Here is a 25,125-nt window from a genome sequence, read left to right as displayed (position 1 = left end):
CGAGGTCAAATCTCTCTACGGGTTTTCGCGCGCCAGTATTCAACGACCTGTTCGAGGGTCAATCGCCAATCCGTAGCTGGCTCCCATCCGAGGAGCATCTTTGCCCGTTCATTGGAACCTACTGCCCTAGCGATATCCACAGGTCGCATCAGTGCCGCATCCGTCTGAACGTGGACCTTAACGCCAAACAGAGCGATCAGATCATACAGTATGCTCTCGACGCTTCTTGCCTGACCCGAACATAGATTGATGATACTACCAGAGGCAATTTCATCTCGCTTCTCGATGCAGAGCGCGTAACCTAGACAAATGTCACCCACATCAACGAAATCTCTCTCTGCGGAGAGATTTCCGACCTGAATGACTGGATGTTGGAGACCGGCCTCTATACGCGCGAGTTGTCTCGCAAATGCTGCAACAACGAAGTCCGATGATTGACCCGCGCCCGTATGGTTAAATGGTCGTAGCCTTACAACGCGAAGCCCTTGGTGTGCGAGTGCCCCAAGCGCAAGATCAGCTGCTGCTTTGGTCACGGCATAAAGGTTCGTAGGGGAAAGAAGAGCGGCTTCATCAAGTGCTCGTCCCTCACGAAACGTGTCTCCGTAAACCTCCGACGTAGAGGCGAACAAAAGCGTCGCCTCAGGATTGACCTCCCGCAAGGCTTCGCCCAGCAGCAGTGTCCCGTGAACGTTGACGTTCCACGCATTTTCCGGTCGCTCTTTCGCGCGACCGATGCTGGAAATTGCCGCGAGATGCAGACAGACCTCGGGGGAGGCCTGTCTTAGCGCAGCACGCGTCGCCTCACGATCTGCGACGTCGAAACGACTGGTTTCAATTTCCCAGTCAGGGTGGCGATCTGACAGACACTTAATCAGATGTTGCCCGACGAAACCACTCGCACCCGTTACGAAAACTCGTAGAGACATGCTGCCTCAACCCTCTGCGGACCGGATTGCCTTCCGATGTCGCGCGATGTCAGCGTCCACCATTTCGGCGATCATCTCTTCGAGCGAGGTCTTGGGCTCCCATCCAAGAGCCTGGCGAGCCTTCCCATTATTGCCTAACAGAACGTCAACTTCCGCTGGGCGGAAAAAGGCCTGATCGATCTTGACATAATCTGTGTAATCACGATCGATGCAGCCGAAGGCGATCCTGCACAAATCCCGGATGCTCGTCGTACGCTCGGTCGCCACGACGTAATCATCCGGCGTGTCCTGCTGCAGCATTAGCCACATGGCTTCGACATAATCACGCGCATGCCCCCAATCACGTGTGGCATCGAGATTTCCTAACGCCAAGCTGTCAGCTAGGCCAAGATGAATGCGCGCGACGGCATCCGTCACCTTGCGAGTCACAAACTCGATACCCCTAAGCGGGCTCTCGTGGTTGAATAAGATTCCCGAGGAAGCGTGCAGACCAAAGCTCTCGCGATAATTAACCGTCATCCAGTGCGCGTAGAGCTTCGCGACGGCATAGGGAGACCGGGGATAAAATGGTGTAGTTTCAGACTGCTTTTCTTCCTGAATTTTTCCATACATTTCCGATGAAGACGCCTGATAGAAGCGAATCTTGTCATTAACAATACGTATCGCTTCCAAGACGTTGGCAGCACCGATCGCAGTGACGTTCGCTGTCAAAAGCGGTTGCTGCCAAGACGTAGCGACGAAACTCTGCGCCGCGAGATTGTAGACCTCGTCCGGTTCGACCTGCTGTAGAATTCTGATGATGCTTGAAATATCGGTCAGATTACCGTCGACGAGTTCAACCTGTTTCTCCACCCCGAGCCAACGCAAACGGGAGTCAACAAGGTCCGACGAAGAGGAGCGTCGAACAAGTCCGACGACGCGGTAACCCTTTTCAAGAAGTAATTTGCTTAGATAGGCACCGTCCTGCCCCGTGATTCCAGTGATGAGTGCTGTCCGCATATCTTTGCTCCTACAATTCAGTGCGCGTGATCTATCTTGATAACTGCGTTTTTAATTTGGAATTTTTGTTTTTCGCCACTTTTTCCTTCGACGAAACGGTAGAAGCCACTCCTGTTGAGAGCCTTCCCTCAAGGATGCTCTGATGCAAAAAGCCATGATGTCCTGCCCTGAGAAGGAGCTTATACAGCTAATGTTAGGCTAGCATGGTGATCCAAGTTTTGAAAGTAGCCGAAGCTTTTGCGCAGCCTGTTGCGTCGTGGGGCTTCAAGTCTCCTGTCAGAAACAGCGCTCGTCCTATCGCGTCACAATGCATGAGCGTTCGATACCAGATTCCGACGCGGGAAAGTGTTATGTGAGAGGCCTCTTTCATTCAGAAAGAGACGTCTTGAAGCTTGCATCGGAAAACGATCTGATTTGCCTTTCGCAGCCTGGCGCAGAAAAAATAGCGCTGATTGTTTGACATGCTTCTAGCGGCGAATGAGCTTCTCAGCGACTATTTAGGTCGATTTTTATCTGTCTCCGACCTGGAGTCTACGGCTGTGCAATGCTTTCCTGGGAGGACGGCAAATAATTTGCAAGACCGGAAAAGCCTGAGATGATCAACGTGGATAATGCGGCGACCTTAGGTATCGCGATCGCGCAACTTAAGACTGAAGGCTAGCTGCGTGGCAGCGCAAAACTTCCTATATGAGGAACGCGATCGGGTATGAAGAAAGCAATCGGAGCGGGCCATGGCAAGTTATAACACAGCTCGCCAAGCCAGCGCGCCGATCCGAAATCAGTAAGATCGCCTATGCCACCATTGCAGGTTTATGGGCCCTGCGCGTCTTGAAAAAAGGGCAGATCAGATCCTGGCAGCACGAACTAGGACTTATCGAAGAATGGCGCCTGATAGACAGGTAACCCGGGATAGGTGCCTTTTTGGAAAGCCAAAGTCTACGTGGCTGGGCCCGCTATTCGAACACTTGCAACAAAGCCAGTCAGTTCGCCGTTATTTTCGGCGAGCAGTTTGCAATCTGAATAGATAGACGGGCTCCACGCACAAATTATAGGTAGGCGCCGACGTCGCGATTCGAGGCAAGCCTGACCGGCTAGCGTATCGGGACAGATAACGCTGGAAAAGCGGAGTTACGATACGCGCGAGGTATTTTGCTCCCTAAGTCGTTTTTATTGCATGGTGAGGCCGTTAGGCTGGAGCCTGACTCCAACGAAAGGACTGGACATGAGAAGCGATCCATACTTCCGATCCGCGATCTATCGAATTTTGCGGCAGTTGGTAGCGGTAACAGCTCTCAGCATTGCAATGCTTTCCATGCCGGAGATTGTCGTGCTGGCTGCGCCGCATAATACGATGAGCGCAGCTTGCCGCGTCTTGGACCAAATGAGAGTCGGAGATCGAGATGCTTCCTCTGCACTCGCGGCATGTATCACCTCGCAACCACCAGGCGGCGTGATAGCCCTTGCACCCGGCCGCTACCTGATCACTGCCCCGCTGCTTATCACTCAGCCAGTGTCTATCTCGACGCGAGGTATGGCGCGTTCAGCGCCGACCTGCCAAGTGCACGATCCGCGCTGCGCCACGCTGCTTCTTCAGCTTCGGCCGGATACGATCAAACCGAGATTAATGCCGGTAACGATCCGCTCTCACGGCGTCAGCTTTGATCACATCGTCTTCTCCGGGGGAGCCAATGCTCCGCTTTGTCTGGATCCGGCGAGGCGCCCTGCAGGAGGGGGGATGAGTGTCTCCGGCGATGATTTCTCGTTGACGGGCTCCGTTCTTGCGTCTTTCGCATGCTATACTGCCTTGGAATATGAAAATGGCGCGAATGGTCATATCGCTGGCAACACGATCGTGGGAAACGGCACGCATAACGTTCATCTGATGTGGTCAGACGGTTTAACTATTCACGATGCGCAGCACCTCTCTGTTGTAAGTAATCGTTTTGTCGATAATACCGATGTTCAACTGATTTTTGGCGGCTGCACTGATTGTATCGTGGCGAATAACATCTTCCGGCACAGCGGGCTCTCTGCAGGAGGGTCTTATGCGGAACTTATGGTTCAGGCTTGGCCTAAAGCGACTTCCGGTCGCTATGATGGTACGAAGGTGGTGGGTAATGATATTGACTGTGGGCACAGCGAAGCTGCGGTTTCGGACTGATGCTGGGTTCCACGCCTTGGTATGATGCGCCAACAAGCGGTGGCGTCGTCTCCGGCAACAGGATCGTCAATGCGGTCCTGCCGATAAATATTGAGGGGCTTACTGGTCATATGACCGTCTCGGATAATAGATTTTCTGGCGCGCCAGCAGGTCAGGTTAGATCAACTTGCGGCCTGTTGGACGTCAGCAGTCAGGTAAATATTGCGCCAGCATCAAGAGGATTGCTGTTGGGCAATACAGCGAAGATGGCGGGCAGTACCAGCCGCTCGTTCAAGGGATGCTTGCTTAACCCACCTTAACGGCTGCAAGCGAATGCGGGGGGGGGCACGAACGTGCCAGCCCCCCTGCGCGTCCAGCTATGACGCCTGAGTCGTTTAGCTGTCGAGCGCAGATAATTCGACAAATCGCAGCGACAGATTACGTTGATCCGTGTTCATTCCAAGATCGGCAGGCCTTACAACCGGCAGGCCGGACAGAGCGATCTGACGCACTGGACCGTCCCCTTGCGGGAGAGGAATGTGGATCGTGAATTGACCTATGCCGCCAGACGGGACGATTGTGGCGTCTACGGCTTCTCCGTCGACCGTGACAGAGATTGAGTTCATTGCACGATGCCCGAGGATATGCTCTGCCAAGACCAACACCCCGTGGGCTTGGCCTGGCTTAACCCAGAAAGACTGGGTTTCGCAGCAGCCCCACTGCCTGCCATCCTCCTCGACATCGTTCCACTTGCCTAAGGGAACATATCGCGGTGTCGTGGCGACGGACGGAGCATCAAGCGCGGCCAATTGCTGAATGGTAATCAGACCCTTATCAGTTTCTGACTTTTTAGAGGACCATACGAGCATACCTTGGCTCAACGCTTGCGGTTCGTCGTTGGGCATCACCAGTACGTCCCCCGTATCATCAATGACAAAGGGAACGGCAGCCCCGTCGAACTCGGCGGCGACAAGTTGGCGCCCCCCCCCACGAATGATTAGTACGCTATCAGCATTGACCCCGGATAGGGTCAGCCGCGCGGATATTTGCCCGCATGACCGATAAGCGATATCGGGCAACCACTCTGCGATGACGACACTTTCCCCATGCGACAGGTTTAAAGGTGCAGCCTTGTGGTCTTGCCTTATACGTAGCTTCTTGAGCGTGAATTCCTGCAAGCCGGCTTTGTGACGGACAGCCAACACTAAATTCAGTGGATCTGAAGCGCCAAGCGTATCATGAGGTAAGTTCAGCTGAACAATTGTTTCGCCTGGTTCGAGGGAGAAAGAAGAAACTGGCTCTCCATTGGCGAAGAAATCGATATCCGTTTTTTCTTTGGGGGATTGGCCGATATCGATCACCAAATCGATAATTGCATTTTCTGCCAAGCGCAGCCGCGCTGTCCCCATGGCTAGGCTCAAGATACCGTCGACCGCTACGACACCGTGGGCGGAACTGTTGCCCGAACGGATATAATCACCGATCGAAGATACCCATTGATTAGGTGGGATCGCCGTTCGCCCAGTATGGTGCGACAACATGTGAGCCAAGTCCTGCGTTACCGGAACTTTGAGCATGGCGCGGATCTCTGGCCGGGTGCTGAGGAAACGCGGCATGTCGCCTGAGGTCTCCTCTGCCTCAAGCATGAAGGCGCTCAATCCGATGCCGAGACGGCGGCTGTCCTGCGAATTGAGATCGATATCCTGAACCCGGAGCAGGACGTCTGTTTCCAAGACGATACGGACATATCCATCGTCGCGGTTCAACGCTTTGGCCGGAACACGGACACGTGCGACCGATTGAATGATCGGACTCGGTTTGGCTTCTTTGCCAAAAACGATCACGCCGCAATAAACACCGTTTACAATAACACGATAAGTACATTGGTCCGTAGCACGTTTGAGCACGCGGGCTAGGATTGAGAAAACCATGTTTCCTGCCGGCTGGCCAGCCAGCTGGAACGAGAGTACAGCCTTGGTATCACCTGACCAGACGCCCCAGGCCTCGGCGCTGTACCAGCCATCCTCAAGATAGCGAGAGGCTCCGTCGGCCGCCATTGCGACTAGCGCACCGGCCAAGTATCTGTCCGGCACTGGGCGGCGGATAGGCGTGCGCAGCGCGCGAATGATATCGTCGGTGGTCTGCGCCCAAGTTGTTACAACAAAGCGTTCGCGGATTTCCGCTTCACGCGTAGCGCGCGAAGCGGCTGAGCGGGCATAGTGCTCGATCCGCGCTGCCCAGGCAGAGCGATCCATCGGCGGCAGAAGGTCCGTCGCCTCTGGTGCGATTTCCGGCATCGAGGAGATCGCCGATGAGAGGCAGATCTTACCTCGCGACAGGCTCTCGCCGACCGGCAGTCCCCAGCCTTCGTAAAGCGAGGGATAAGCCGTCATCAAGCAATGTTCGTAAAGCCAGGCGAGCAGTTGATCGTCGACGTCGTTGAGGATCCGGATATGACTGTTGACCCTATTGTCTTCCCGAATGGCCCTGGCCAGTTCTTGGCCATTCCATGCGACCCCGCCAACGATGACGAGATAAGGTGCCGCATCTCCCATGCTTTCGGTCAGCATGGTCCAGACGTCGTAAAGCAGACCGTAATTTTTGCGTGTATGAAGAGCCCCGACGGCGAGAATGAAGGGGCGACGCGAGAACCAGTCGCGCAATGCTTGACTAGCTGGGGTGATCTCGCTCATGGCGAAATTACCAATTTCATCAGCTAACCGGATCTTGGCAAGCGCTGGTGCCTGTGTCTCCTGAGATTGACAGAAACGATTAACGTCACGCGCGGTACTATTTGAATAGACCAGTATACGATCAGATTGCGATACTACCTTGCGGCAATTTTTATCCCATATTGCAGTATATCCTGGATTGTACCAGTGCGGGAATAGATGCGGTGTAAGATCGTGCATCAGAATATTGAGATGTAAGTTATTCTCTCGTGCAAAGCCGGCGATTGACGCAGCGTAGACGGCGCTTTGCATCCAGCTGCTACCAACCGTGATAAGATCAGAATAGTCGCGCGTGTCGAACCCGATCAATGGCGGCTCGCTCAAGTTGCGAACCATCTTGACGAAACTACCGATGGAAACCTGTTCAACAACCTGGCGTGGAACTTCCACAAATCGCGCGAAATCTAGGTATAGAATGAAGCGTACAGACTGGTCATCGCGCTGAAGCAAGGCTTGCGCGATTGCGCATTCTACGCGAACAATGCCTGAGAGCGTGTCGGGGTTGTTTGCCCAAGTAGTAATATCGAAAATGATACCGCGTGGCGAGGGCAGTGCGGGGCTATGCGCCTCCGGTGTGACAACGGCAGTCTGTCGGCCCGCCACCGCTTCATAGACCGCACGGGTAGCCTCAGCATGTCTGGACCAGTCATATTGCTCGCGAACTAGGCGCCGCAGTGCTTCCTCATCGGCCTCATCCCGCGGTTTCTTCCAAGCCGCAACGATTTTTTCGCGAATTGAGGCCATGCTTCCCGGATCACAATATTGAGCATGATCACCAAAATATTCGCGTTCGCCGGAACGGTCGGATAGCACCATACGTGCGCCTGCAGCGCCGGCCTCAAGCGCGGCGAGTGGAGCGCCTTCGGCCCAGCTTGGCAGGGCGAAAACCCGCGCACCGAGGACAGCCGACGCCAACAGCGGCGATTTAGGATCGATGCGCCCGATGATATGCAGATTAGGGCCGCCGAAACGGCGTATCAGCTGACCGTATTCCTCATCAGCCTCGTGGCCAATGAGAACAAGAGGCAAGCCAGTGGATGCCAGCGCCGCAGCCAGCATTAGTTGGTTCTTGCGGTGCTCCAGGCGGCCGACGCACAGCACGTAGTCGTCCAGTCCGTATGTCTTGCGAAACAGGTCCGGATCTGCCCCTTCGAAACGCGATGCGTCCACGGGATTGCGGACAAGGAAGGAGTTGGCCGGAGGTGTTCCTACGAGGCGTTCGTACAGTCTGCGTTCCTTGTCGCTAAGGAACACCGTAGCGGCAGCTATCTCGTTGATCGCCCTCAGAGCAGCCGTATAACCGGGCTCGAAATCAACGGGCGGCTTCGTTTGCTTCACATAGGCGGAGAAAGCGTCGACGATGCGCGCCTCAGCATTTTGTGCATCACTCGCGGCACGGAAGGCACGCAGCAGATCCACTTGCCAGAAAGGCGCCTCGCTGAGATCGAGTAGAATTGGAGAAAACACAAGCGGCGTACTCTGCCGTTTGGCTTGGCAGGCCATCCGATAAGCATCGGTTGGCGCCCATATGTTGAAACCGTGCACAACATCTGACGAAGCAACATCTGTATCCAGATGCTTGCCAACCGTTACACGCAAGCCCAAACGCGTCAACTCTTCCTGCGTCCGCGGCACACGCACACTTGGCCCCCCCAGCGTGTAATCCTCAGCGCCATGAGTCAGGAGTGCTACCGAACGCACCTGATGATGCGACGCCACCGCAGCTGACGCCCCTGCTAGGGACGGCTTGTGGCGGGAGGCAAGCTCCGTAAACAGCCGGTCATGTTCTTCTACCCAGCGGGACCAAGTCATGCCGGTCACATTTTCGCGCAAGGCAAATCGCTCGGCCCGCAACCGCTCCAACACGGTGCGCAGCGATGCGGCATTACCACGCTCAAAGGCAATGTGCGGGTATTCAGCGGCCCAGCCGACATCCGACGCGATAACAGGCACGCCGCTGGCCAGGGCTTCCAAAACGCTCATTGGGCCGCCCTCATTCGTAGCGGGTACCAAGATGTAATCCATAGACCGGTAAAAGGCGGGTAGCTGGTGCTCTGCGAGATGCAAGGCCGGTCCTGGCCAGCCGCTACCCGTGAAATGCCACTCTATGTCGGGGATATCCATCACAGCGCGGACCAAGGCCTCTCCCTTGCGGCCAGTATGATAGGTCCGCCCTACCACGGCTATCTTCAGCTGTGGCCTGAACCGTTCGAGGTCCACGCCCGGCGAGATGCAGCTGCGCGTTTTGACGCCCAGCGCCGCCACCAGTCGGTCAGTGGTCTGCGACATAGAGACGGCATGATCGACGGCTTTGGCGGCATCGTCGAAGCGACGCGCTGCATTAGCCTCATCCTCGCGATGCGTGAAAAGCGCAAGTTCGATTGGGGACACACGTTTTATTCTAGAACTATACGTCATGTAATATTGAATTAAGGCACTGGCATTCGCATTCATTCCCGCGCTTACGTAAGGAAGTGTATGAACGAGATGCTGAGAAAGTTCTTCTATAATCCAGTTTTTATCACTTAAAACGATATGTACCTTCGGCGTCTTTATCGTTGAACCACGGAGAAATTTCTTAAGCAAACTCGCCACCCTTAAGCGTTACATGTCGCGGGGGGTAATTGTTAGATACTGACTGGCTTTGTTGCAAGTGTTCGAATGGCAAGCAGAGCTTCGTAGAGTGCGGCTTTCCAGAAAGTGTAGATTCCGCGCCACCCGTCTATCGGGTGCAGTTCTCTTATTGGCCCTTTTTCCTGCCGCCGAAGCTTGGTTCGCTCCTTTTCCAACCTGCGCATGCCCTCTAGACTCATGATGGTGACGTAAGCGGTCCTTAGGTTTTGAACTCGCGGATTCGCACAACCGACTATGTCAATTTATCGCGGCCCGCCTCGATCATGTTGTTCACCAGCCGCGCCCGTTCATGCTGTTGCGGATATGAGGTATTTCCCGCACATCCGTTAACTAGTGCATGATAAATTATTGGCCTTGATCGGTAATCATGGATTGGTACCCATATAATGCACCAATCCATAATCACCATAAGATGGAGGAAGGCTTTGCGCATTGGAGTGTCGACGATGGCCGAGATCCGGACTCGGTCCACGATCAGATCCTGCTATAGGTAGGAACATTTGCGATACACCAGTTATGGCGCCGTCGTGCGTGGTGGATGGTCCGTAGGCCGATTACAGGTCCGTGCCGTTGCAGCGTACCTTGTTGTTGGACCACGGAAAGCGGATGTTGCAGAAGCGATCATTTGTCGTCTCTGATTATGCGTAACCGAAAAGAAGCATCCCGCGTAAAATTCCATTCCGCCAGCAACGGACCAACCTTGGGATGAAGTCCCTCCATGATGATCAGGCTGGCAGCAGCCTAAATCGTCTGCGCGTTCAGGGTGACCGCCGGCGCAATCCGAGACTTGAACTCGATCGATTAACGTTTCTGCGCAGTCTCGCTTATAAAGCCCTTCCCTGATTCATCGCGTGAAGGTCTCATCCGCTGATCGGATCTTACGTAATACTGGAGAGAAGATGGCGGCGCTTGACGAGGGCCGCTAAAGCACAACCGTTAGACAGCATATGTTCGTGAAAGGCCCTGACATCAGCGGGCTACCATTTGCTTATCACGGCAGTGACGACAAGCTCATTGAGCAGGGCAGAGATGTGACCGCTACGGTTCACTTCGCGATGTGCTAAGCAGTCGTCACGATAGCGTTCCAATGATTGTCTGAGGGGGGGGGCTTGTCGAAAAATGATGTATTCTCGAATTAGCGTAGATCGACCTTGACACGTTTTTCGATAAATCAGCGACGAGCCGGAGCTTCCTCAAATGCGCGCAATCGCCCACTCTGCAGGGTTGTTATTGGCCGAAGCCACTGTACTAGCGTCTCTTTGACGAGATGGATGCCTCAACGTCTTGATTAGCTCGTACGAAACCTCGGATACCAAGGAAGCATATTTTCTTGGTTAGTTCAAAATCAATGACTTGGTGAATTTAGGATTTTGCTTCTAGCCGGCTGCATACCGCAGAAAACTGCGGTAAATGCCGTGGTGTCGCGTACGGGATTCGAACCCGTGTTACCGCCGTGAAAGAGCTGCAAGAACCTTTGGGATGCCTGAGGTCAAGATTACAAAACCCTGATTTCATGTGTTTTTTATCACCATAGGTCACTGCTTGTCACCCCTGATCTTCCGCCATTTGGCTCATGGCTCAGCCGCGTTTGGTTGACGTGTCTAGCATCTGACGGCTTAATAGAAGGCTTCGTTTCAGAACGCTGGACTCATGGCCGATAAACCTGAACCTCTCCGACCGGCCGTGCTGAATTGCGAGGATGCGGCGCGCTATCTGGGTATTTCCCCTGGGCGCTTACGCAATCGCAAGTGGATGGGTATAGCTCCGAAATCCATCAGCTATGGCAGACGCGACGTACGCTTTCGCGTGACGGATCTGGACGCATGGCTCGACGAGAAAGCAGGTGTGGTACCGCCACCCGAACCAGCGCGTAAACGCCCTAAAAGGCCGGGTAGGGGTGCGGCCGTCTGGCTCGTTCCAGCCCTGCTAGGTCTCATTGGCCTCATCATCTGACTGATCAGTCTGTTCCTGTAACGTATTCGGGTCTGGTCTGGTCTAATCTGACCTTTACGGCTCAAAAACGGGAGATGGTTTCACCGAGTAGGGAGCTGGAGTCTCGGCGAAGGGCGCAGCGTTTTCGCTCTCCATCTCCGCTACCAATCGTACTGCCTCAGCCGCGTCCAATTTCCTCAAAGCGGCACGTATCACGTATTTGGCCTTTTCATGATTGCCGGTCAGCTTGCATTTCATGATCTCTCCCTGTGTCTCACGAGGCAGCTTTGCTGGCGGCATCCAGATGGCCTCCAGCAGGTCCAGATCTCTCTTGGCCCTATCGCACTGGGCGACATGGCGCTCTTTCCAGACGGCGATCTCCTCCTCCCTGCGTCCATCGGCCTCGTGACAGAGCGTGACAAGCCATTCCCTGCATGTGTCCCGCCTGACGATCTGCTGAAGCAGCTCACGGTTCTCTCTCCGTAGCCGCGCATTGGTCTCTTCTCGTTCTGTCGGCACAGGCAGACAAAGCGGCTCGGGCGGCGTGGCCCGCAGGCCAAGATGCCAGAACACGGTCTGCAGAAGATAGCGCAGGATCTCGGACAGTATTTTCGAGAGCCGTTCGATCTCCTCGTCGAGATGGGAGAGGCGTTTCTTCTTCGATAGGACGAACACCCTGTCCTGCAGAGCGTCACGCTCCTGTCGTGTTTCCTGCAGCTGTTTTCCGGCCTGCCAGAGCTGCCTGCGCGTGTCTTCGATCTGCGCAAAGAGCGCTGCGCCTTGTTCATCGACAGAGCGCCGCGGGCCATACTCCAGAGGCGGTCTTGCATTCAGTACTGTGCGGCACGCTCTGGCTTCTCGTCTCCACTGCCGGATGTAGTGAGCAAAGTTCGGTGGCAGTTCGTCGATACGATCCAGAAAAACGATCTTCGGTCGTTTTTGCGAGTGCTGTGACGACCCTCCTCTGGCAGCCGCTCTGGCAAGTGTTTCCGGGTCACGCCTCAGTTCCTCGCAGGACGGCAGGAGCAGACCGCTCCGCTCTGCATAACTTTCCATCGCGGCCGTCTCCAGAGCAGCACGGTCCACGAGCGGCTTGACTGCTGCCCGGATATCTCCGCATTTCGGTCTGGTCGCTTCATCCACCAGAAGCTGGCGGAAATCCTTCATGCGTGTCTTCATCAGACGCGTGAAAGACCCGATCAGCACACCATCTGATGTCTCGATGATATGCACGTCCTTGCGGGTATCATGCCGGTCTCCGGCACGCATGACCCAGCCCGTCGTTTTCAGCAGGATGCGAAAACGATGCAGCTGATTATCCGACTGCGCCCAGAGGGGGGGCGATGACCTTCTTTGCTTCAGCAAGATCCAGTCTCTGTCGCTCGGCTATGCGCCGCGCCTGCGAAGTATAGGCTGCGCATGGAAGGGGCTGGGGTCCGCGTTTGGATGCGGATGCGGCTGGAGAGAGTTGTGTGTCAGGAGATGCAGGGGTAGAGGCGGGGAGGTTTGCACTATCGGTTGCTGGTCCCTGCAGGGTCGCCTCAACGCGTTCCGCTTCTGCCGTCTTTCCTTCCTGACGCAGGGCTTTGACAATGGCCCGGTCATGCCGACCCGGAACCAGTTGATGCCCCAGACGGATTTCCTCGAGACGGGCACATTTCTCCAGACGCTGCCAGGAAAAGCGCGAGCTCAGCATATGGTCGTCCTGCCATTCGGGCAGGAGCAGGTGACCATGGGTGTTGCCATTCTTCTGATGCACGACCAGCGTCATGCGCTCCCTATCTGCTTGCAACTCATCGCACAGCCTGGCGGCGAAAGAGGCGAGGGCCTCGTCACTCATGGGCTCGGCAGGGTTGAAGGCTATGTGACGCAGGCCGTAGCGTATGCCCTCACGTCTTGCTTCCTTCATCCAGTCCGCAAGGCACCAGTCGCTGCCAAAGAGAACGCGTATGGCTTCGTTCTTCGCGCCCCGAAGCACATGGCGTGAAACGGCCTGATGGCCGCCGCTTGTCCGGATACGGGTTTCCTGCCAGAGAGCGTCCCGTCCTTGCCTCGCTGCTAGACCGGCTCCAGCCTCACGACAGTCTAGTGGTAGTGCGTCTCGACAGGCTCGGGCGCGATGCAATCGATATGCTGCAGCTCGTCTCCGCGCTGGACGCGCGCGACGTCAGAGTGCGTATTCTTGCGCTGGGCATCGAGACGGGAACGGCCAATGGACGCCTGTTTCTCACTATCCTGATGGCGATAGCGGAGTTTGAACGCGAGCTCATTCGCGAACGTACCCGGGCGGGGATTGCGGCAGCGCGAGCGGCGGGACGTCGCATCGGACGGCCCCGTGCGCTGACACCGGCGCAGACGCAGCACGTCAGGGCATTGGCGGCACAGGGTCTGTCCATCCGGGACATCGCGTCCGTCATGAATGTCGGGCGCGCCACCGTGCATCGAGCGCTGCAGAGTGAAGCAAGACCGCAGCGGGCCGGGCCATCCTCCAGCGCTGCAGCCTGAGCTTAACGCTGGAGGCTGTCGTTGCCTCAGTGCCGAGCCCTTTGCATCAACGCGAGACCCGCCAGACCGCAGGCAGCGACAAGCGCAAGCCGGTGGTGTCACGTTAAGTGCGGCGTGTTAGACGCTGACGATGAGAACGTCATCTGTGAGCTACAATCGGCACCGTTTTCCGTGTGAACTGATAGCGCATGCGGTGTGGCTCTATTTCCGCTTTCCCCTGAGCTTTCGTCTTGTTGAAGAAATGCTGCTCGAGCGGGGTATAGTCGTCTCATATGAGACGATCCGTCGGTGGAGCCTGAAGTTCGGCACAGCTTACGCTCGCTCCTTGCGTCGCAAGGCAGCAAGACCGGATGATATCTTGCACCTGGATGAGGTGCGGGTCGTGATCCGTGGCAAGTCTCACTGGTTGTGGCGATCCGTGGATCAGGACGGGTATATTCTCGACGAAATCCTTCAGATATGACGCAACACCGAAGCCGCCAGACGCTTGCTGACACGGCTTTTGAAGCGGCAGGGGTTGCGCCCCGGTCGCCTGATTACCGACAAGCTGAAATCCTATGGAGCAGCCAGACGCAAAATGTGTCTCTCAATACGGCATCTCTCGCATAAGGGGCTGAACAACAGGGCAGAGAACAGCAATCTCCCTCTACGAAAACGCGAGCGCATTATGCAGAAATTCTGCTTTCCGGGCGGGTGTCAGCGCTTCGTCTTTGTCTTTCCGGCCATTCGTAATCTCTTCGTCCCATCCGCCTCCATCATCACCACCTTTTCCCGGCACATCCATCGCATCAGGGCCTTCGCTCAATGGGGCAGCGCGACAGCTCTCAGCGTCTGAATGTCCCTTTCACGGGCTTCAGCTAACTCACTTTAGTTGACGTGACATCACCCTTTTAAAATGAACTACATCTATATTAGTTCTTTAGCGTTTAAGTGTAATAAATAATACTCATTTGAATATTGAAAAAATTATATATTTATAAAATTAACATATAATATCAAAATCCGCATATTTTATAAATATTGTACCTCATTTGTTTTGCGTCTAGCGCTTGCCGCTCTGTATCAGGCATTGAGACGATCACTGCTGCTGCAGCATTCGCGCGTGTAACGGCAAAGCGTAACGTCTCACCTTTTGCTAGTTCAGCAGAAAGTGCCCCAATGAAAGCATCCCCCGCCCCATGGGTGCTGACAAGCCGGATCTTATGCGGTGCGAGGGCGGCTTCGTCATCGCCCGCGCAGAACGCCACACCATTGCCCCCAGCGGTCACGATCACTGCCGGAAAATCATGGGCCAACTGGCGTGCCGCCTCCTGCGCCGAGGCGAGATCGGTGACAGAACAGCTTCCCAGCCCCTCGGCTTCGAGGCTGTTGACTACAAGGATATCGATTAGAGGCTTGAGGGTATCGCACATGGGTCGGCTCGGACCGGCATTCAGAATGACCTTTGCGCCCGCCTTGCGGCCCATCTGCGCTGCAAGAATATTGATTTCTTCAGGTATCTCATTTTGCAGCACGATTATTCCCGCACTATCAAACAATGCTGTGGCCTCTTCGATCTGATTGCGTTGCATCATGGCATTGGCTGCTGAAATGATAACGGCCGCGTAGTCGCCCTCGGCTTCGGTAATCGCAATGCTGAGCCCCGTCTCCCCCTTGATAATTGCAACATGGGCGGTATCGACCCCGGCGCGCGCAAGGTTCCGGACCAGAACCTTGCCGAAATCATCCTTGCCAACACAGCCAATCATCGAGACGGCGACACCATGGCGTGCGGCATCCACTGCCTGGTTTCCACCTTTTCCACCCGCCTTGTAGTGCCAAGATGAACCCGGCAGTGTCTCCCCCAGAAGCGGAAGACGAGGGCCTGCGATCATCAGATCGTAATGAAGACTCCCAACAACAAGTACGGAGGGAAGCATGATTATTTCCTTCGTTTTTCGGAAACGGCCCCGGAGGTTTTCTGCAGATTCCGCTCGGCGAAATCGAGATTCTTCTGTGCAAGGGCCGCGAACATGGCGTCCATGATATTGAGCTGCGCAACACGCGCAGCAGCATTCTCCCCCAGCAGGGGCGAGCCGCGCGCTGTAGAGCACAGCACCAGGTCAGCCACTTCTGAGAGGGGCGATTCTGCGTAATTGGTTACTGCAATCGTGGTGGCGCCAGCCTGCCGTGCCCGGAGCATGGCATCGATTACCACACCTGTACGGCCGGAATGGGAGAAGCCGATTGCAACGTCGCCCTCGCCCAGGAGGGATGAGGACATGAGCATCATATGGGCATCGTCATAAACTGAAGCTCGCACGCCGATACGCAGCAGTTTATGCGCAACGTCACGCGCGATCTGGGCCGATCCACCAACGCCGTAGAGATCGCGGTTACGCGCCTGATGAAGGGCAGTGACCGCCTTTTCGAAACTGGCGACATCGAGGATTGCCAGGGTTTCCTGTAAAGCTTGGATCGAGGTGTTGAAGACCTTGGAAAGGATCTCCGCCGTGGAATCCTCAGGCTCAATTTCCTGAAAGAGGGCGGTGGACGGCAGGGCATTATAGGCTTGCAGGAACCGGCGGCAGTCACGATAACCTGAAAAACCGAGTTTCTGGGTGGTCTTGACCACCAGCGGCTCCGAAACCCCGATCGTCTCAGCCAGATCCTTCAGCTTGATGCTGTCGGGCATGTCGGGGCGGGTAAGCATATCGACGACCTTGAGTTCGGACGGGCTGAGACCGGGTCGCAGCATCCTGATCCTTGCTCCGATTGCATAGATATCCATTGTCTCACCGCTCATCGTCTTTCCGCCCACAAGTGTTCATGCCAAAGGTGCAGGGCAAAACGGCAGGATACGCCGTTGCCCCAGGCACAACGCCTCTTCTAGACTGCCCCCTCTTCTGTCGCCATCAAGCCCGGTGAGCCGATAGAGCTTGCTTCAAAGCCGTGCCGTCTGCAGCATCGTTTCCTGCAGGATACGGTTGGAGGAGACGGCATCCTGACGATCGATCGCATCGACCAGACCGTTACGCGCATCGAGGCGGTCGACGACATCGATCATGTGCCGGACCGTGCGAATATTAGCCTCGCATTCGGCAACAGGGTCGAGGCCCGTCACATCCGGGAAAGTGTCGAAATAGAGTGCGCCCGAATACCCGTCTTTTTTGATCTGACGCAGGAGTTCGATTGTCTGGACCGTATGAACGGCACCAACCATCAACCCGTCATCACGCTTTGAGTACCCGTCATTAAGGTGAATGCCGAGAAGCTTGCTATGCCGTGCGATCAGCGCTGCAGCGAAAGCTGGCTGTTCATCGGCATAGAGTACATGCGCGAAATCAAGCGTTACACCCAGATTGGGCAGGCCGACATCGTGGATTGCAAGCAGGGTCGTGGCCGCATCTGGCATGAGCGCATAAGAGCGTGGTTCGTTGGGCTTGTATTCGATGCTGATCATGACATCGGGATTGTGGAGCGCAACTTCACGTATCGCCTCGATTTCCGCTTCCCACGCCCGTGCGTAATCCATCTGAAACGCATAGTCGAAGCCATCCTGCCCCATCCAGAGCGTGAGATGAGGGGCATCGCACTGGCTTGCCGCATCCACGCCTTTTTTCGTCAGATCGATAGCCTGCCGCCTCACGCTGGCGTCGGGGTTCGTGAAGGCACCGAGACGGAATTGCGGCACACTGTAATAGCGCATCGCCACGCCGCTGATATCGAGCCCGGCATCGCGTATTGCACGCGCCAGTTCGACAGGGTCATGGTCGATAAAGTGATCGGGGTAGTTCAGATCAAGAACGGTAAGTCCTTCAACCGTGGCAGCACGCTGCGCCATTTGCAAAGGGGTCGGCTTACCCTTGAGATCGCTCCAGAACGCATCCGGGTTGGAAGCGAAGGAGTTGAGACGTGTCGCGAAGGGCAGATTGTGAAGATTGTGGGACATGGGAATAAATCTCCTCTCTATCTTCACGTTTATACGTTGTCTCGTGAAGTTACGAATCACGAAATCTCGTGCTTTGCGATTCCCTCTCTTTTTTGTTCCGTTTTTCTGTGACGATGGGGACGCTTCAGCCTCTTGCAGATAGTATTGTCTCAAAATCACCTAGCCACCAGCCATTTCAATTAACACCCTGAAAATACAGAAAATTACTATTAAGTCCTTTATAAAATCGCGACCTTACCCATCTGCTGGAGGCGTTATGCTCAACGGGTAGCAAACGAGCAGAGCACTTGGCTTTAATACTAAAACACCATTTTGTGATTTATAACTTCACAAATTAACATATATATAGAAATTAAAGGAGGTCAGCTTTTCGCTTCTTATAGGTCGAGGCTATCGATTGTACGGCTCACCTAAGGAAATGAATTACCGAAACGCGTTTAGAAAACGGGGGATGAGGCATTGAACGCCGAAGAAACGGCGCTTGGCCGGTATTCCGTACCGCAATCATGCCGCTTCGGAGCCGATCACCAGCATTATCCTCATTTTATTGGGCGCGTATCATGCGGAAAACGGTTGTTTCAGGTCTGACACTTAGCGCATTGCTGTCATCGAGCGTTCTCGCGGCAGATTTGTCGCCGCTCAATCCGGACAGCGAACCCGATCGGATCGCCTGGTATCAGGTCCCGCAAAAATATGGCCCCGCCCCGCATGTACAGGGTCAGAAAATTGGAGTGGTTCTCAAGACGCTGACAAATGATTTCTGGCGCCTCCTTGCCAAGGGCTACAGGACGGCCGCGGCCGATGCTGGCGCAAAAGTCGATGTGCAGGCTGCCCAAGGTGAGTCTGATCAGATGGGTCAGCTTGCCATGATGGAGAACATGATCGGCCCGCAATACAAGGCACTCATGATCTCGCCGCAGACAGATGCCAATCTTCAGCCTGCCATCGACGAAGCCGAGAAGGCCGGCATCCCTGTGATCAATGTCGATGATGCCGTGGTGAGCTCGATCGGCCATTTCGTCGGCGTCGTTCAACGCGAGAATGGCGTACGCGTGGCGAAATGGTTCATCGAGCACTACCCCAATGGGGGGGAAGTTGCGATTATTGAAGGTCAGGCGGGCGTTTTCGCTGCCCTTCAGCGCACAATCGGCTTCAAGGAAACGATTGTCGCCTCGGGCAAGCTCAAGGTTGTCGCCAGTGTTCCGGGTAACTGGGACCGCCAGCAATCCTATGATGCCGCCGTCAATATTCTCCAGACCCACCCAAAGCTTGTCGGTATCTATGCGAATAACGACACGATGGCGCTTGGGGCCGTCGAGGCGGTCAAATCGCTTGGCCTTGCCAAACAGGTGCATGTTTTCGGCACGGATGGCACTACGGATGCCTATAGTTCGATCAAGGCGGGCGACATGGAGGGGACGGTCGACAGCTTCCCAGTATTGACGGGTGAAATTGCCTTTGATGCCGCAACACGCCTGACTGTCGGGCAAAAACTACCCCGGGTTGTGGCGACGCCGCAGGTTCTAGTCACACGCGAGAACATGGCCAGGTTTACGGGCGATGAGAAAAGCGTCAGGGCCGCTCTGATAGAGGACGCCACATCGTCTCACTGACGCTGGAAGCAGGAGTTGGTCATGGACGGTTATTCCCTCCCCCGGCTGGCACTCGAAAATCTCGTCAAGTGCTACGGCGAGACACGGGTTATAGACAATGTCAGCCTTACGATCGAACCAGGCACCGCCCATGCCCTTCTGGGCGAAAACGGTGCTGGAAAATCGACGTTACTCAAAATGCTTTCTGGCGTTGTGCGTCCCACCTCAGGCGTTGTACGCGTCGATGGTACGGAACTGCCCAGCTATACCATGGCAGGAGCCCGCATGGCGGGCGTCGCATGATCCATCAGGAACTGCAACAGGTTCCGGAACTCACCGTCGCCCAGAACATGTTTCTGGGCCGCGCTTTGCGGTACGGCCCCGTCCTGGCACGCACCAAAATGGAAATTCGCGCTCAGGAGGTTCTCTCACGTCTCGACCCCTCTATCGATGTACGTGCGCCCATTCATACCTTGCGCGTAGCAAGCCGCCAACTTGTCGAAATCGCCCGGGCTTTGCTTTTCGAGGCGAAAATCATTGCCATGGATGAGCTACGTCCAGTCTCATGCCCACTGAAGTCGCGAAGCTCGAACAGGTGATTGCGGATCTGTGCCGTCAGGGCGTGTCGGTCGTGTATGTATCGCACAAGCTCGATGAGGTCATGCGTATTTGTCATCGTGGCACGGTGCTACGTGATGGCCGCCATATTTCCGAGGTCAACCTGCGGGATATGAGTGAGCGCGAGCTGGTTTCCATGATGGTCGGGCGTGAACTTTCGGCCTTTGCGCATGTGTCGTTCAGGACTGAAGAAGTCGTCCTGACAGCGCGGGATCTGTGCTGGGGCAACAAGGTGCGGCATGTCTCGCTCGATCTGCACAAGGGCGAGGTTCTCGGCATTGCCGGTTGGTGGGCGCCGGACGAACAGAATTGCTGCAATTGCTTGCTGGCGCGGAAAAGCCGGATTCTGGCGAAATCAAAGTCGGGGGCGTCGCACGTCAGTTTCGCACTACGCGTGATGCCATTGCGCTTGGCATTGGTCTGGTACCTGAGGAGCGAAAGCGTGACGGCATCATTCCACTGCGCTCCGCCCTTTCCAATACGGCAATCACCTCGCTGGGACGATTTACACGCTTGGGACATATCAAAGCCAAACAGATGCGCGCACGGATCAATTCCCTCTATAGCGATCTGCAATTGCGCCCAATGGATCCTGACAAGCCCATCCGTCTTTTCAGTGGTGGCAACCAGCAGAAAGCCATTCTGGCCCGGTGGATGCTTGCTGAAACGGAGATACTTCTTCTGGATGAGCCGACACGCGGTATCGATGTGGGCGCCAAGCAGGAGATCTATCGCCTGATCCGCATGCTCGCTGCCGAAGGCAAGGCCATCATCGTCGTTTCCTCGGAATTACTCGAGATCATGACCGTCAGTGATCGTGTGCTTGTCATGCGCACGGGCCATGTCGCGGCAACGCTCGAGCGCGACGCCCTGTCGGAGGAAACCATCGCCCATTATGCCGCAGAGACCCTGCAGACAGCCCAGACGGAGCTCGTGTCATGAGCCAACAGAAAACCCTTACCCTGCGGCCCGAAACGGGGCAGAGACTGCGCTGGCTTCCCAATCTGCGCGACGCAGGAACATTGATCGGCCTTGTGGTGATCGCCGTTGTGTTCACCCTCTCGACACCGCTGTTCATGACGGCGCACAACGCTATCAATATCCTCCAGCAATCAAGCATCAATGCCTGTGTTGCTCTTGGTATGACGTTGGTGATCGTCGCAGGAGGAATCGATTTGTCGGTCGGCCCGGTTGCCGCGCTCTCAGCCGTGATTACTGCCAGTACGCTTCATGCGGGGATACCCATTCCTCTGGCACTCTGCGCCGGGATCGGCGTAGGCCTGTTATGCGGTTTCTGTAACGGGGCGCTCGTGGCCTTTGCCGGATTGCAACCCTTCATCGTCACGCTCGGTACGCTCAGCCTCTTTCGGGCTCTCGCCCTGATCTATACGGGTGGCAATCCGATCATTGGGCTGGATCGCGGCTTCCGTACGATCTTCAACGGCACTCTCGGTCCCATACCCGTGCCTGTTATCATCGCCGGGGTGATCGGGCTGGTCGCCTGGTTTATCCTGCGCAAAATGCCGCTTGGCGAGTATATTCTTGCCGTGGGCGGGAATGAGGAAGCAGCCCGTATAGCAGGTGTTCCCATCGCCAGAACCAAGATCGCCACCTACATGATCTCGGGTTGTGTTACCTCGATTGCCGCCATGATCCTTATCGGGCGGCTTGGCGCAGCAGAACCCGTTCTCGGCAATCTTTGGGAACTCGATGCCATCGCTGCGGCTGCGATCGGTGGTGCCTCCCTCATGGGCGGTAAGGGAAGCGTTGTCGGCACGATCTTTGGCGCCATCGTGCTGGGGGAAATGCGCAATGGACTAACTCTGCTCAATGTTCAGGCGTTCTATCAGCTTCTCGCCACCGGCCTGATCATCATCGTTGCCATGCTGGTCGATCGCTTTACGAGAGGGCGCGCCTGAAGTTCTCGGTTCCTCGCTCTGTGGGGGACCACTTAAATTATGTGATTGCTGGCTACGGTATGCACAATATATTTGCGGTTCTAAAGCCTTCCGCGCTCTGATTTTTCCCAGAAAACACGGATCTTCCAGTCGATCCTGCTGTCTTCTGTCATGCACTTGTGATACAGTTCACTCGGATAAATGCCCAAAATACCCTAAAAGGCTCCGTCCCGCCCCTCACTCAGCTTTGTCTCTTTCCCGAAGAGGCCGATCTCGCGCGTATCGATGCCGCCACCAAATGCTGGCGTTTTTACCGCCTCTCCCTGCAGGAAGATCTCTTCGGCGGCACCGTCCTCATTCGTCACTGGGGACGGATCGGCACAGGTGGCCAATTTCGTATCGCACTCTATCGCGATCGGGGAGCGGCTCAGGGCGCGCTTGACGCGGTGCTCGGACAGAAGGTGGAGCGGGGGTATCGGGCCCGGAGGGAGAAAATGTGAGACAGAAAGGAATGAGGCTTTGCTCTCACACTCCCGGCAGGAGACGTGGAAATATCTGACCATTGCCGAACGCGATCGTTTCCTGAAAACGGCCGAACTGGCGCCGCGAGAGGCGCGCCGGGCGGAGATTTCGTCTACTCCGTGCCTGACTATCCGGCGCTCGTCGATGCCGGGCGTCCGGTCGGCGCCCGCGTGATTGGCATCCCGCTCGATGCGTCCCTTGGCAACGACCTGCTCGCACTCACATGTGCCGTGACTGCCGGGACGAGAGCGCTATACCTCGTCAATCCGCATAATCCGAGCGGAGTGGCGAGCGATCCGAACCACTTCGAGCGTTTTCCTCGCTGATATTTCGCGACGGACACCGGTGATCGTTGACGAGGCCTATATCGAATATGCGCCTCGGGCCCGAAGTGCGGTAGCTCTTATCCGGTCGGGGGCCAACGTCGCCGTGTTTCGCACACTAAACAAGATTTATGGCCTGGCCGGGCTGCCAATCGGCTATCTCGTCGCCCCGCCCTCACTCGTTCACGCCTTTCAGGAGGCCGGTTTCGGCGATGCACACGGTATTGGTCGGCTGCCTATCGCGACTGCCCGTGCTGCTTTGGCGGATCAAGCATGGGTGGCGCAAGTCCGGACATAGATCACCGACGGACGCATGCGCCTCACACGCACCCTTGATCAGATCGGCCTCCGCCATACAGACAGCCAAGCGAACTTCGTCTTTTTCGAGAGCCCACTCCCCGTGCCTGATGCAAGACAGGCATTCACCGATCACGGATTGCTCGTCGGCAAGCCTTTTCTGCCACTCGATCGCTGGATCCGCGTGAGCATCGGTACCGAGGAAGATGTTACTCGTACAGATCGGGCTCTACGAGAGATTCTTAGAAAGACACGATGATCGCGGCAAAATGGTTCTACCAAAGCGCGCCTTGGAAATCTGGTTGAACATGGCCGACGTGAGCAATGCCGCAATCGCTGGGCTTACAAGGATGGTTAATTGAACAATCTTGTACACACGACGCTAACCGGGAGATACATGGGAGGCGGCTTACCGTCCGCCGACCGTGGCTTCACCGACCACCGATCGAGTGGGTTTCGCATGCGGCCCTGGTTAGGCTTTCAGTAATCATTCCAGATGCCAGCTTTCAGGAATATGCCCGACCGCCATATCCGCTCGCGATTCAAGCAGACGCTGCCGTCCGGCTTGGCGCGTATCGGCATGAGTGGAAAAACGATCCGAACCGCCACAACTCGTGCCTTTGAAACAGGCTTCTGAACCCATCCGGCGCGCTCTTGCGCGCCCTGCACCTATTTCCGATAATAAGAATTATCGGAAATAGGGGAGCGATCGAGCATCTATGTTATAAGCGTCGGTTCATTCGCCTCAATTTTGTCTGCAAGTTCCTGCATGACGGGTTGATAGTATCGGTCGAGCGATGTCAGATCGCGATGTCCAGTGATACGCATCAGATCTAGGGGGTTCGCAAGATAGCGCGCGAGACGCGACGTCGCCTCATGGCGCAGATCGTGGAAGGTGAGGTTGGTCAGCCCCGCCCGCTTGGTCATCCGGCCAAAGCGGACGGAGAACGCCTTCTCATTGCCGATATTGAAGATCTTCTCGTGCGGCTCGGGCCTGTGCGGCATCTGCTTGAGTTTCTCGACGAGGAGGCGCCGTGCACCGGGTGTCAGGGGGCGCTTCTCAGGACCGAGCTCCTCCCGGTGTCGCTCGCTCTTCACTCTGATAAGCGACAGCGTGCGATTGCGGAAATCGATGTCTCTCCAGCAGAGAGAAACGGACTCCGATAGACGACAGGCTTGTTCGATCGACCATTTGACGAGCCATACATCGTCCGCATGCTCAGAGGCCGAAACAACCTCTATAAGGCGGTCATATTCACTCTGAAGATTAAGCTCATTATCTAGAATGGCCAACCGCCTGTTACGCTTCCTGTCAGCGCCTTGCGGCCGTTTTACAACCCTGCCGGAGGCATGATTGACCGTATGGATATCCCACTCACTGATCGCGTGCGGGACGATGCTGGCGAGGAGATTGAGCCGCTTGACCACCGTCGCTGGCGCATAACCGTCGGACAGCATGCGATCGCGAAAGGCCCGAACGTCAGCTGGCTGCCATTTGCTCACCATAACATTAACGACAGGGTCATCGAGCAGGGCAGGGATGTGGCCCGTACGGTCCCCCTGGCGATGGGCCATGCATTCGTCGCGATAGCGTTCCACCAATCGTCTGAGTGGTGTCTTGTCGAGGGACGATGTGTCCTTGAACTGGCGAAGATCGACCTCGGCACGTTTTTCAGTTAGCCAGCGGCGAGCCAACGCTGAGGATGCAAAGGTCTTCCTCAGGCGTTTGCCGTCGACCATCTTGCGGGCCTGATACTGGCCCGCGCCGCGGTACCAGAACCCTTTTGGGAGCGGTTTACCTGTGGCCGGATCGATGCCTGATTTTTCTGATTCGCTCATGCGAAGCCCCTGATACCAAAGAGCCATAACTTCCTGATTGGCTCAGGAATGGCTCAAAATCAATACTTTGGTAAATCAGGATTTTGCTTTTAACAGGCTACATTCCGCAGAAAACTGCGGCAAATGCCGTGGTGTCCCGTACGGGATTCGAACCCGTGTTACCGCCGTGAAAGGGCGGTGTCCTAGGCCTCTAGACGAACGGGACTGGAGGCGTGAGCGGCTGATTATCCCAGCGTT

Annotated in this window: 22 protein-coding genes, 1 tRNA gene and 2 pseudogenes; 14 read left to right on the top strand and 11 right to left on the bottom strand. The window is 55.7% G+C overall.

Features of this window, described 5'->3' with window-relative positions:
* Positions 1–5: 5 nt before the first annotated feature.
* Both JCM25414_RS09110 and gmd read right to left on the bottom strand, forming a co-directional pair.
* Positions 6–926: a GDP-mannose 4,6-dehydratase gene (locus JCM25414_RS09110; protein WP_025841443.1), complete on the bottom strand. Its 921-nt coding sequence runs from the start codon at positions 924–926 to the stop codon at positions 6–8.
* A 6-nt stretch (positions 927–932) separates the two neighbouring features.
* Positions 933–1,925: a GDP-mannose 4,6-dehydratase gene (gene gmd / locus JCM25414_RS09105; RefSeq protein ID WP_025841442.1), complete on the bottom strand. Its 993-nt coding sequence runs from the start codon at positions 1,923–1,925 to the stop codon at positions 933–935.
* 1,222 nt (positions 1,926–3,147) lie between these two features.
* Between gmd and JCM25414_RS09090 the strand changes: the two genes are divergently transcribed.
* Both JCM25414_RS09090 and JCM25414_RS23000 read left to right on the top strand, forming a co-directional pair.
* Positions 3,148–4,086, top strand: coding sequence for a right-handed parallel beta-helix repeat-containing protein (locus tag JCM25414_RS09090; protein WP_159101736.1), 939 nt, complete (start codon positions 3,148–3,150; stop codon positions 4,084–4,086).
* A complete protein-coding gene (locus JCM25414_RS23000) occupies positions 4,086–4,385 on the top strand; it encodes a hypothetical protein (protein ID WP_148301022.1) in 300 nt (99 codons plus the stop codon). Before JCM25414_RS09090 ends, JCM25414_RS23000 begins: the two co-directional genes overlap by 1 nt.
* 75 nt (positions 4,386–4,460) lie before the next feature.
* Here the strand turns inward: JCM25414_RS23000 and JCM25414_RS09085 are convergent, their stop codons facing one another.
* Positions 4,461–9,392: a glycosyltransferase gene (locus JCM25414_RS09085; protein WP_148301021.1), complete on the bottom strand. Its 4,932-nt coding sequence runs from the start codon at positions 9,390–9,392 to the stop codon at positions 4,461–4,463.
* A 1,689-nt stretch (positions 9,393–11,081) separates the two neighbouring features.
* On the opposite strand from JCM25414_RS09085, the gene JCM25414_RS09075 reads away from it, so the two are divergent.
* Complete coding sequence (locus JCM25414_RS09075) at positions 11,082–11,384, top strand: helix-turn-helix transcriptional regulator (protein WP_025841438.1); 303 nt, start codon at positions 11,082–11,084, stop codon at positions 11,382–11,384.
* A gap of 54 nt (positions 11,385–11,438) precedes the next feature.
* On the opposite strand, the gene JCM25414_RS24960 is transcribed toward JCM25414_RS09075, so the two are convergent.
* Together JCM25414_RS24960 and JCM25414_RS18735 are read right to left on the bottom strand one after the other, a co-directional pair.
* Positions 11,439–12,728: a hypothetical protein gene (locus JCM25414_RS24960; protein ID WP_242403470.1), complete on the bottom strand. Its 1,290-nt coding sequence runs from the start codon at positions 12,726–12,728 to the stop codon at positions 11,439–11,441.
* Positions 12,679–13,341, bottom strand: coding sequence for a relaxase/mobilization nuclease domain-containing protein (locus JCM25414_RS18735; RefSeq protein WP_242403469.1), 663 nt, complete (start codon positions 13,339–13,341; stop codon positions 12,679–12,681). The genes JCM25414_RS24960 and JCM25414_RS18735 overlap by 50 nt, the downstream gene beginning before the upstream one ends.
* Before the next feature lie 5 nt (positions 13,342–13,346).
* Here JCM25414_RS18735 and JCM25414_RS18730 point away from each other — a divergent pair, with 5 nt between their 5' ends.
* Positions 13,347–13,868 carry a recombinase family protein gene (locus tag JCM25414_RS18730; RefSeq protein ID WP_081775864.1) on the top strand — a complete coding sequence of 174 codons (522 nt, stop codon included), beginning with the start codon at positions 13,347–13,349 and terminating at the stop codon, positions 13,866–13,868.
* Between the two features lie 130 nt (positions 13,869–13,998).
* Positions 13,999–14,703 (top strand): annotated as a pseudogene (locus JCM25414_RS24955) (IS6 family transposase).
* 160 nt (positions 14,704–14,863) lie between these two features.
* Here the strand turns inward: JCM25414_RS24955 and JCM25414_RS09055 are convergent.
* From JCM25414_RS09055 to JCM25414_RS09045, 3 genes are all read right to left on the bottom strand, one after another.
* Positions 14,864–15,787 (bottom strand): ribokinase, encoded by a 924-nt coding sequence (locus JCM25414_RS09055; RefSeq protein WP_025841437.1) that lies wholly within the window; start codon positions 15,785–15,787, stop codon positions 14,864–14,866.
* A 2-nt stretch (positions 15,788–15,789) separates the two neighbouring features.
* A complete protein-coding gene (locus JCM25414_RS09050; protein WP_025841436.1) occupies positions 15,790–16,653 on the bottom strand; it encodes a MurR/RpiR family transcriptional regulator in 864 nt (287 codons plus the stop codon).
* A 138-nt stretch (positions 16,654–16,791) separates the two neighbouring features.
* Complete coding sequence (locus JCM25414_RS09045; protein WP_148301020.1) at positions 16,792–17,799, bottom strand: sugar phosphate isomerase/epimerase family protein; 1,008 nt, start codon at positions 17,797–17,799, stop codon at positions 16,792–16,794.
* Positions 17,800–18,359: 560 nt separating this feature from the next.
* Here JCM25414_RS09045 and JCM25414_RS09040 point away from each other — a divergent pair.
* The 9 genes and pseudogenes from JCM25414_RS09040 (at position 18,360) to JCM25414_RS22995 (ending at position 23,308) form a co-directional block, all read left to right on the top strand.
* Positions 18,360–19,412: a sugar ABC transporter substrate-binding protein gene (locus JCM25414_RS09040; RefSeq protein ID WP_025841434.1), complete on the top strand. Its 1,053-nt coding sequence runs from the start codon at positions 18,360–18,362 to the stop codon at positions 19,410–19,412.
* 102 nt (positions 19,413–19,514) lie between these two features.
* Positions 19,515–19,694, top strand: a pseudogene (locus JCM25414_RS26020) (ATP-binding cassette domain-containing protein); the annotation flags it as partial.
* A complete protein-coding gene (locus JCM25414_RS26015; RefSeq protein ID WP_199897611.1) occupies positions 19,691–19,990 on the top strand; it encodes an ATP-binding cassette domain-containing protein in 300 nt (99 codons plus the stop codon). The pseudogene JCM25414_RS26020 and the gene JCM25414_RS26015, both read left to right, overlap by 4 nt.
* A 235-nt stretch (positions 19,991–20,225) precedes the next feature.
* Entirely contained in the window at positions 20,226–20,951 is a 726-nt protein-coding gene (locus JCM25414_RS23715; protein WP_369346040.1) for an ATP-binding cassette domain-containing protein, read from the top strand.
* The gene (locus tag JCM25414_RS09030) at positions 20,948–21,928 is read left to right on the top strand and encodes an ABC transporter permease (RefSeq protein ID WP_025841433.1); all 981 of its coding nucleotides are present in this window, start codon (positions 20,948–20,950) and stop codon (positions 21,926–21,928) included. Before JCM25414_RS23715 ends, JCM25414_RS09030 begins: the two co-directional genes overlap by 4 nt.
* Before the next feature lie 158 nt (positions 21,929–22,086).
* On the top strand, positions 22,087–22,407 hold the full coding sequence (locus tag JCM25414_RS22435; protein ID WP_035443021.1) for a WGR domain-containing protein: 321 nt from the start codon (positions 22,087–22,089) through the stop codon (positions 22,405–22,407).
* A 141-nt stretch (positions 22,408–22,548) separates the two neighbouring features.
* Positions 22,549–22,755: an aminotransferase class I/II-fold pyridoxal phosphate-dependent enzyme gene (locus JCM25414_RS21735; RefSeq protein ID WP_025841431.1), complete on the top strand. Its 207-nt coding sequence runs from the start codon at positions 22,549–22,551 to the stop codon at positions 22,753–22,755.
* Complete coding sequence (locus tag JCM25414_RS21730; RefSeq protein ID WP_148301018.1) at positions 22,664–23,050, top strand: aminotransferase class I/II-fold pyridoxal phosphate-dependent enzyme; 387 nt, start codon at positions 22,664–22,666, stop codon at positions 23,048–23,050. Before JCM25414_RS21735 ends, JCM25414_RS21730 begins: the two co-directional genes overlap by 92 nt.
* A gap of 15 nt (positions 23,051–23,065) precedes the next feature.
* Complete coding sequence (locus JCM25414_RS22995) at positions 23,066–23,308, top strand: hypothetical protein (RefSeq protein ID WP_148301017.1); 243 nt, start codon at positions 23,066–23,068, stop codon at positions 23,306–23,308.
* A gap of 228 nt (positions 23,309–23,536) precedes the next feature.
* On the opposite strand, the gene JCM25414_RS23365 is transcribed toward JCM25414_RS22995, so the two are convergent.
* From JCM25414_RS23365 to JCM25414_RS08995, 3 genes are all read right to left on the bottom strand, one after another.
* Positions 23,537–23,692 carry a hypothetical protein gene (locus tag JCM25414_RS23365; protein ID WP_159101735.1) on the bottom strand — a complete coding sequence of 52 codons (156 nt, stop codon included), beginning with the start codon at positions 23,690–23,692 and terminating at the stop codon, positions 23,537–23,539.
* Positions 23,693–23,766: 74 nt separating this feature from the next.
* Complete coding sequence (locus JCM25414_RS09000) at positions 23,767–24,888, bottom strand: tyrosine-type recombinase/integrase (protein WP_025841429.1); 1,122 nt, start codon at positions 24,886–24,888, stop codon at positions 23,767–23,769.
* Positions 24,889–25,017: 129 nt separating this feature from the next.
* A tRNA-Glu gene (locus JCM25414_RS08995) sits at positions 25,018–25,093 on the bottom strand.
* Positions 25,094–25,125 lie beyond the last annotated feature (32 nt).

Source organism: Asaia platycodi JCM 25414, from assembly GCF_000614545.1.
Lineage (GTDB): Bacteria > Pseudomonadota > Alphaproteobacteria > Acetobacterales > Acetobacteraceae > Asaia > Asaia platycodi.
This window is presented reverse-complemented; position numbering and strand designations above follow the sequence as displayed.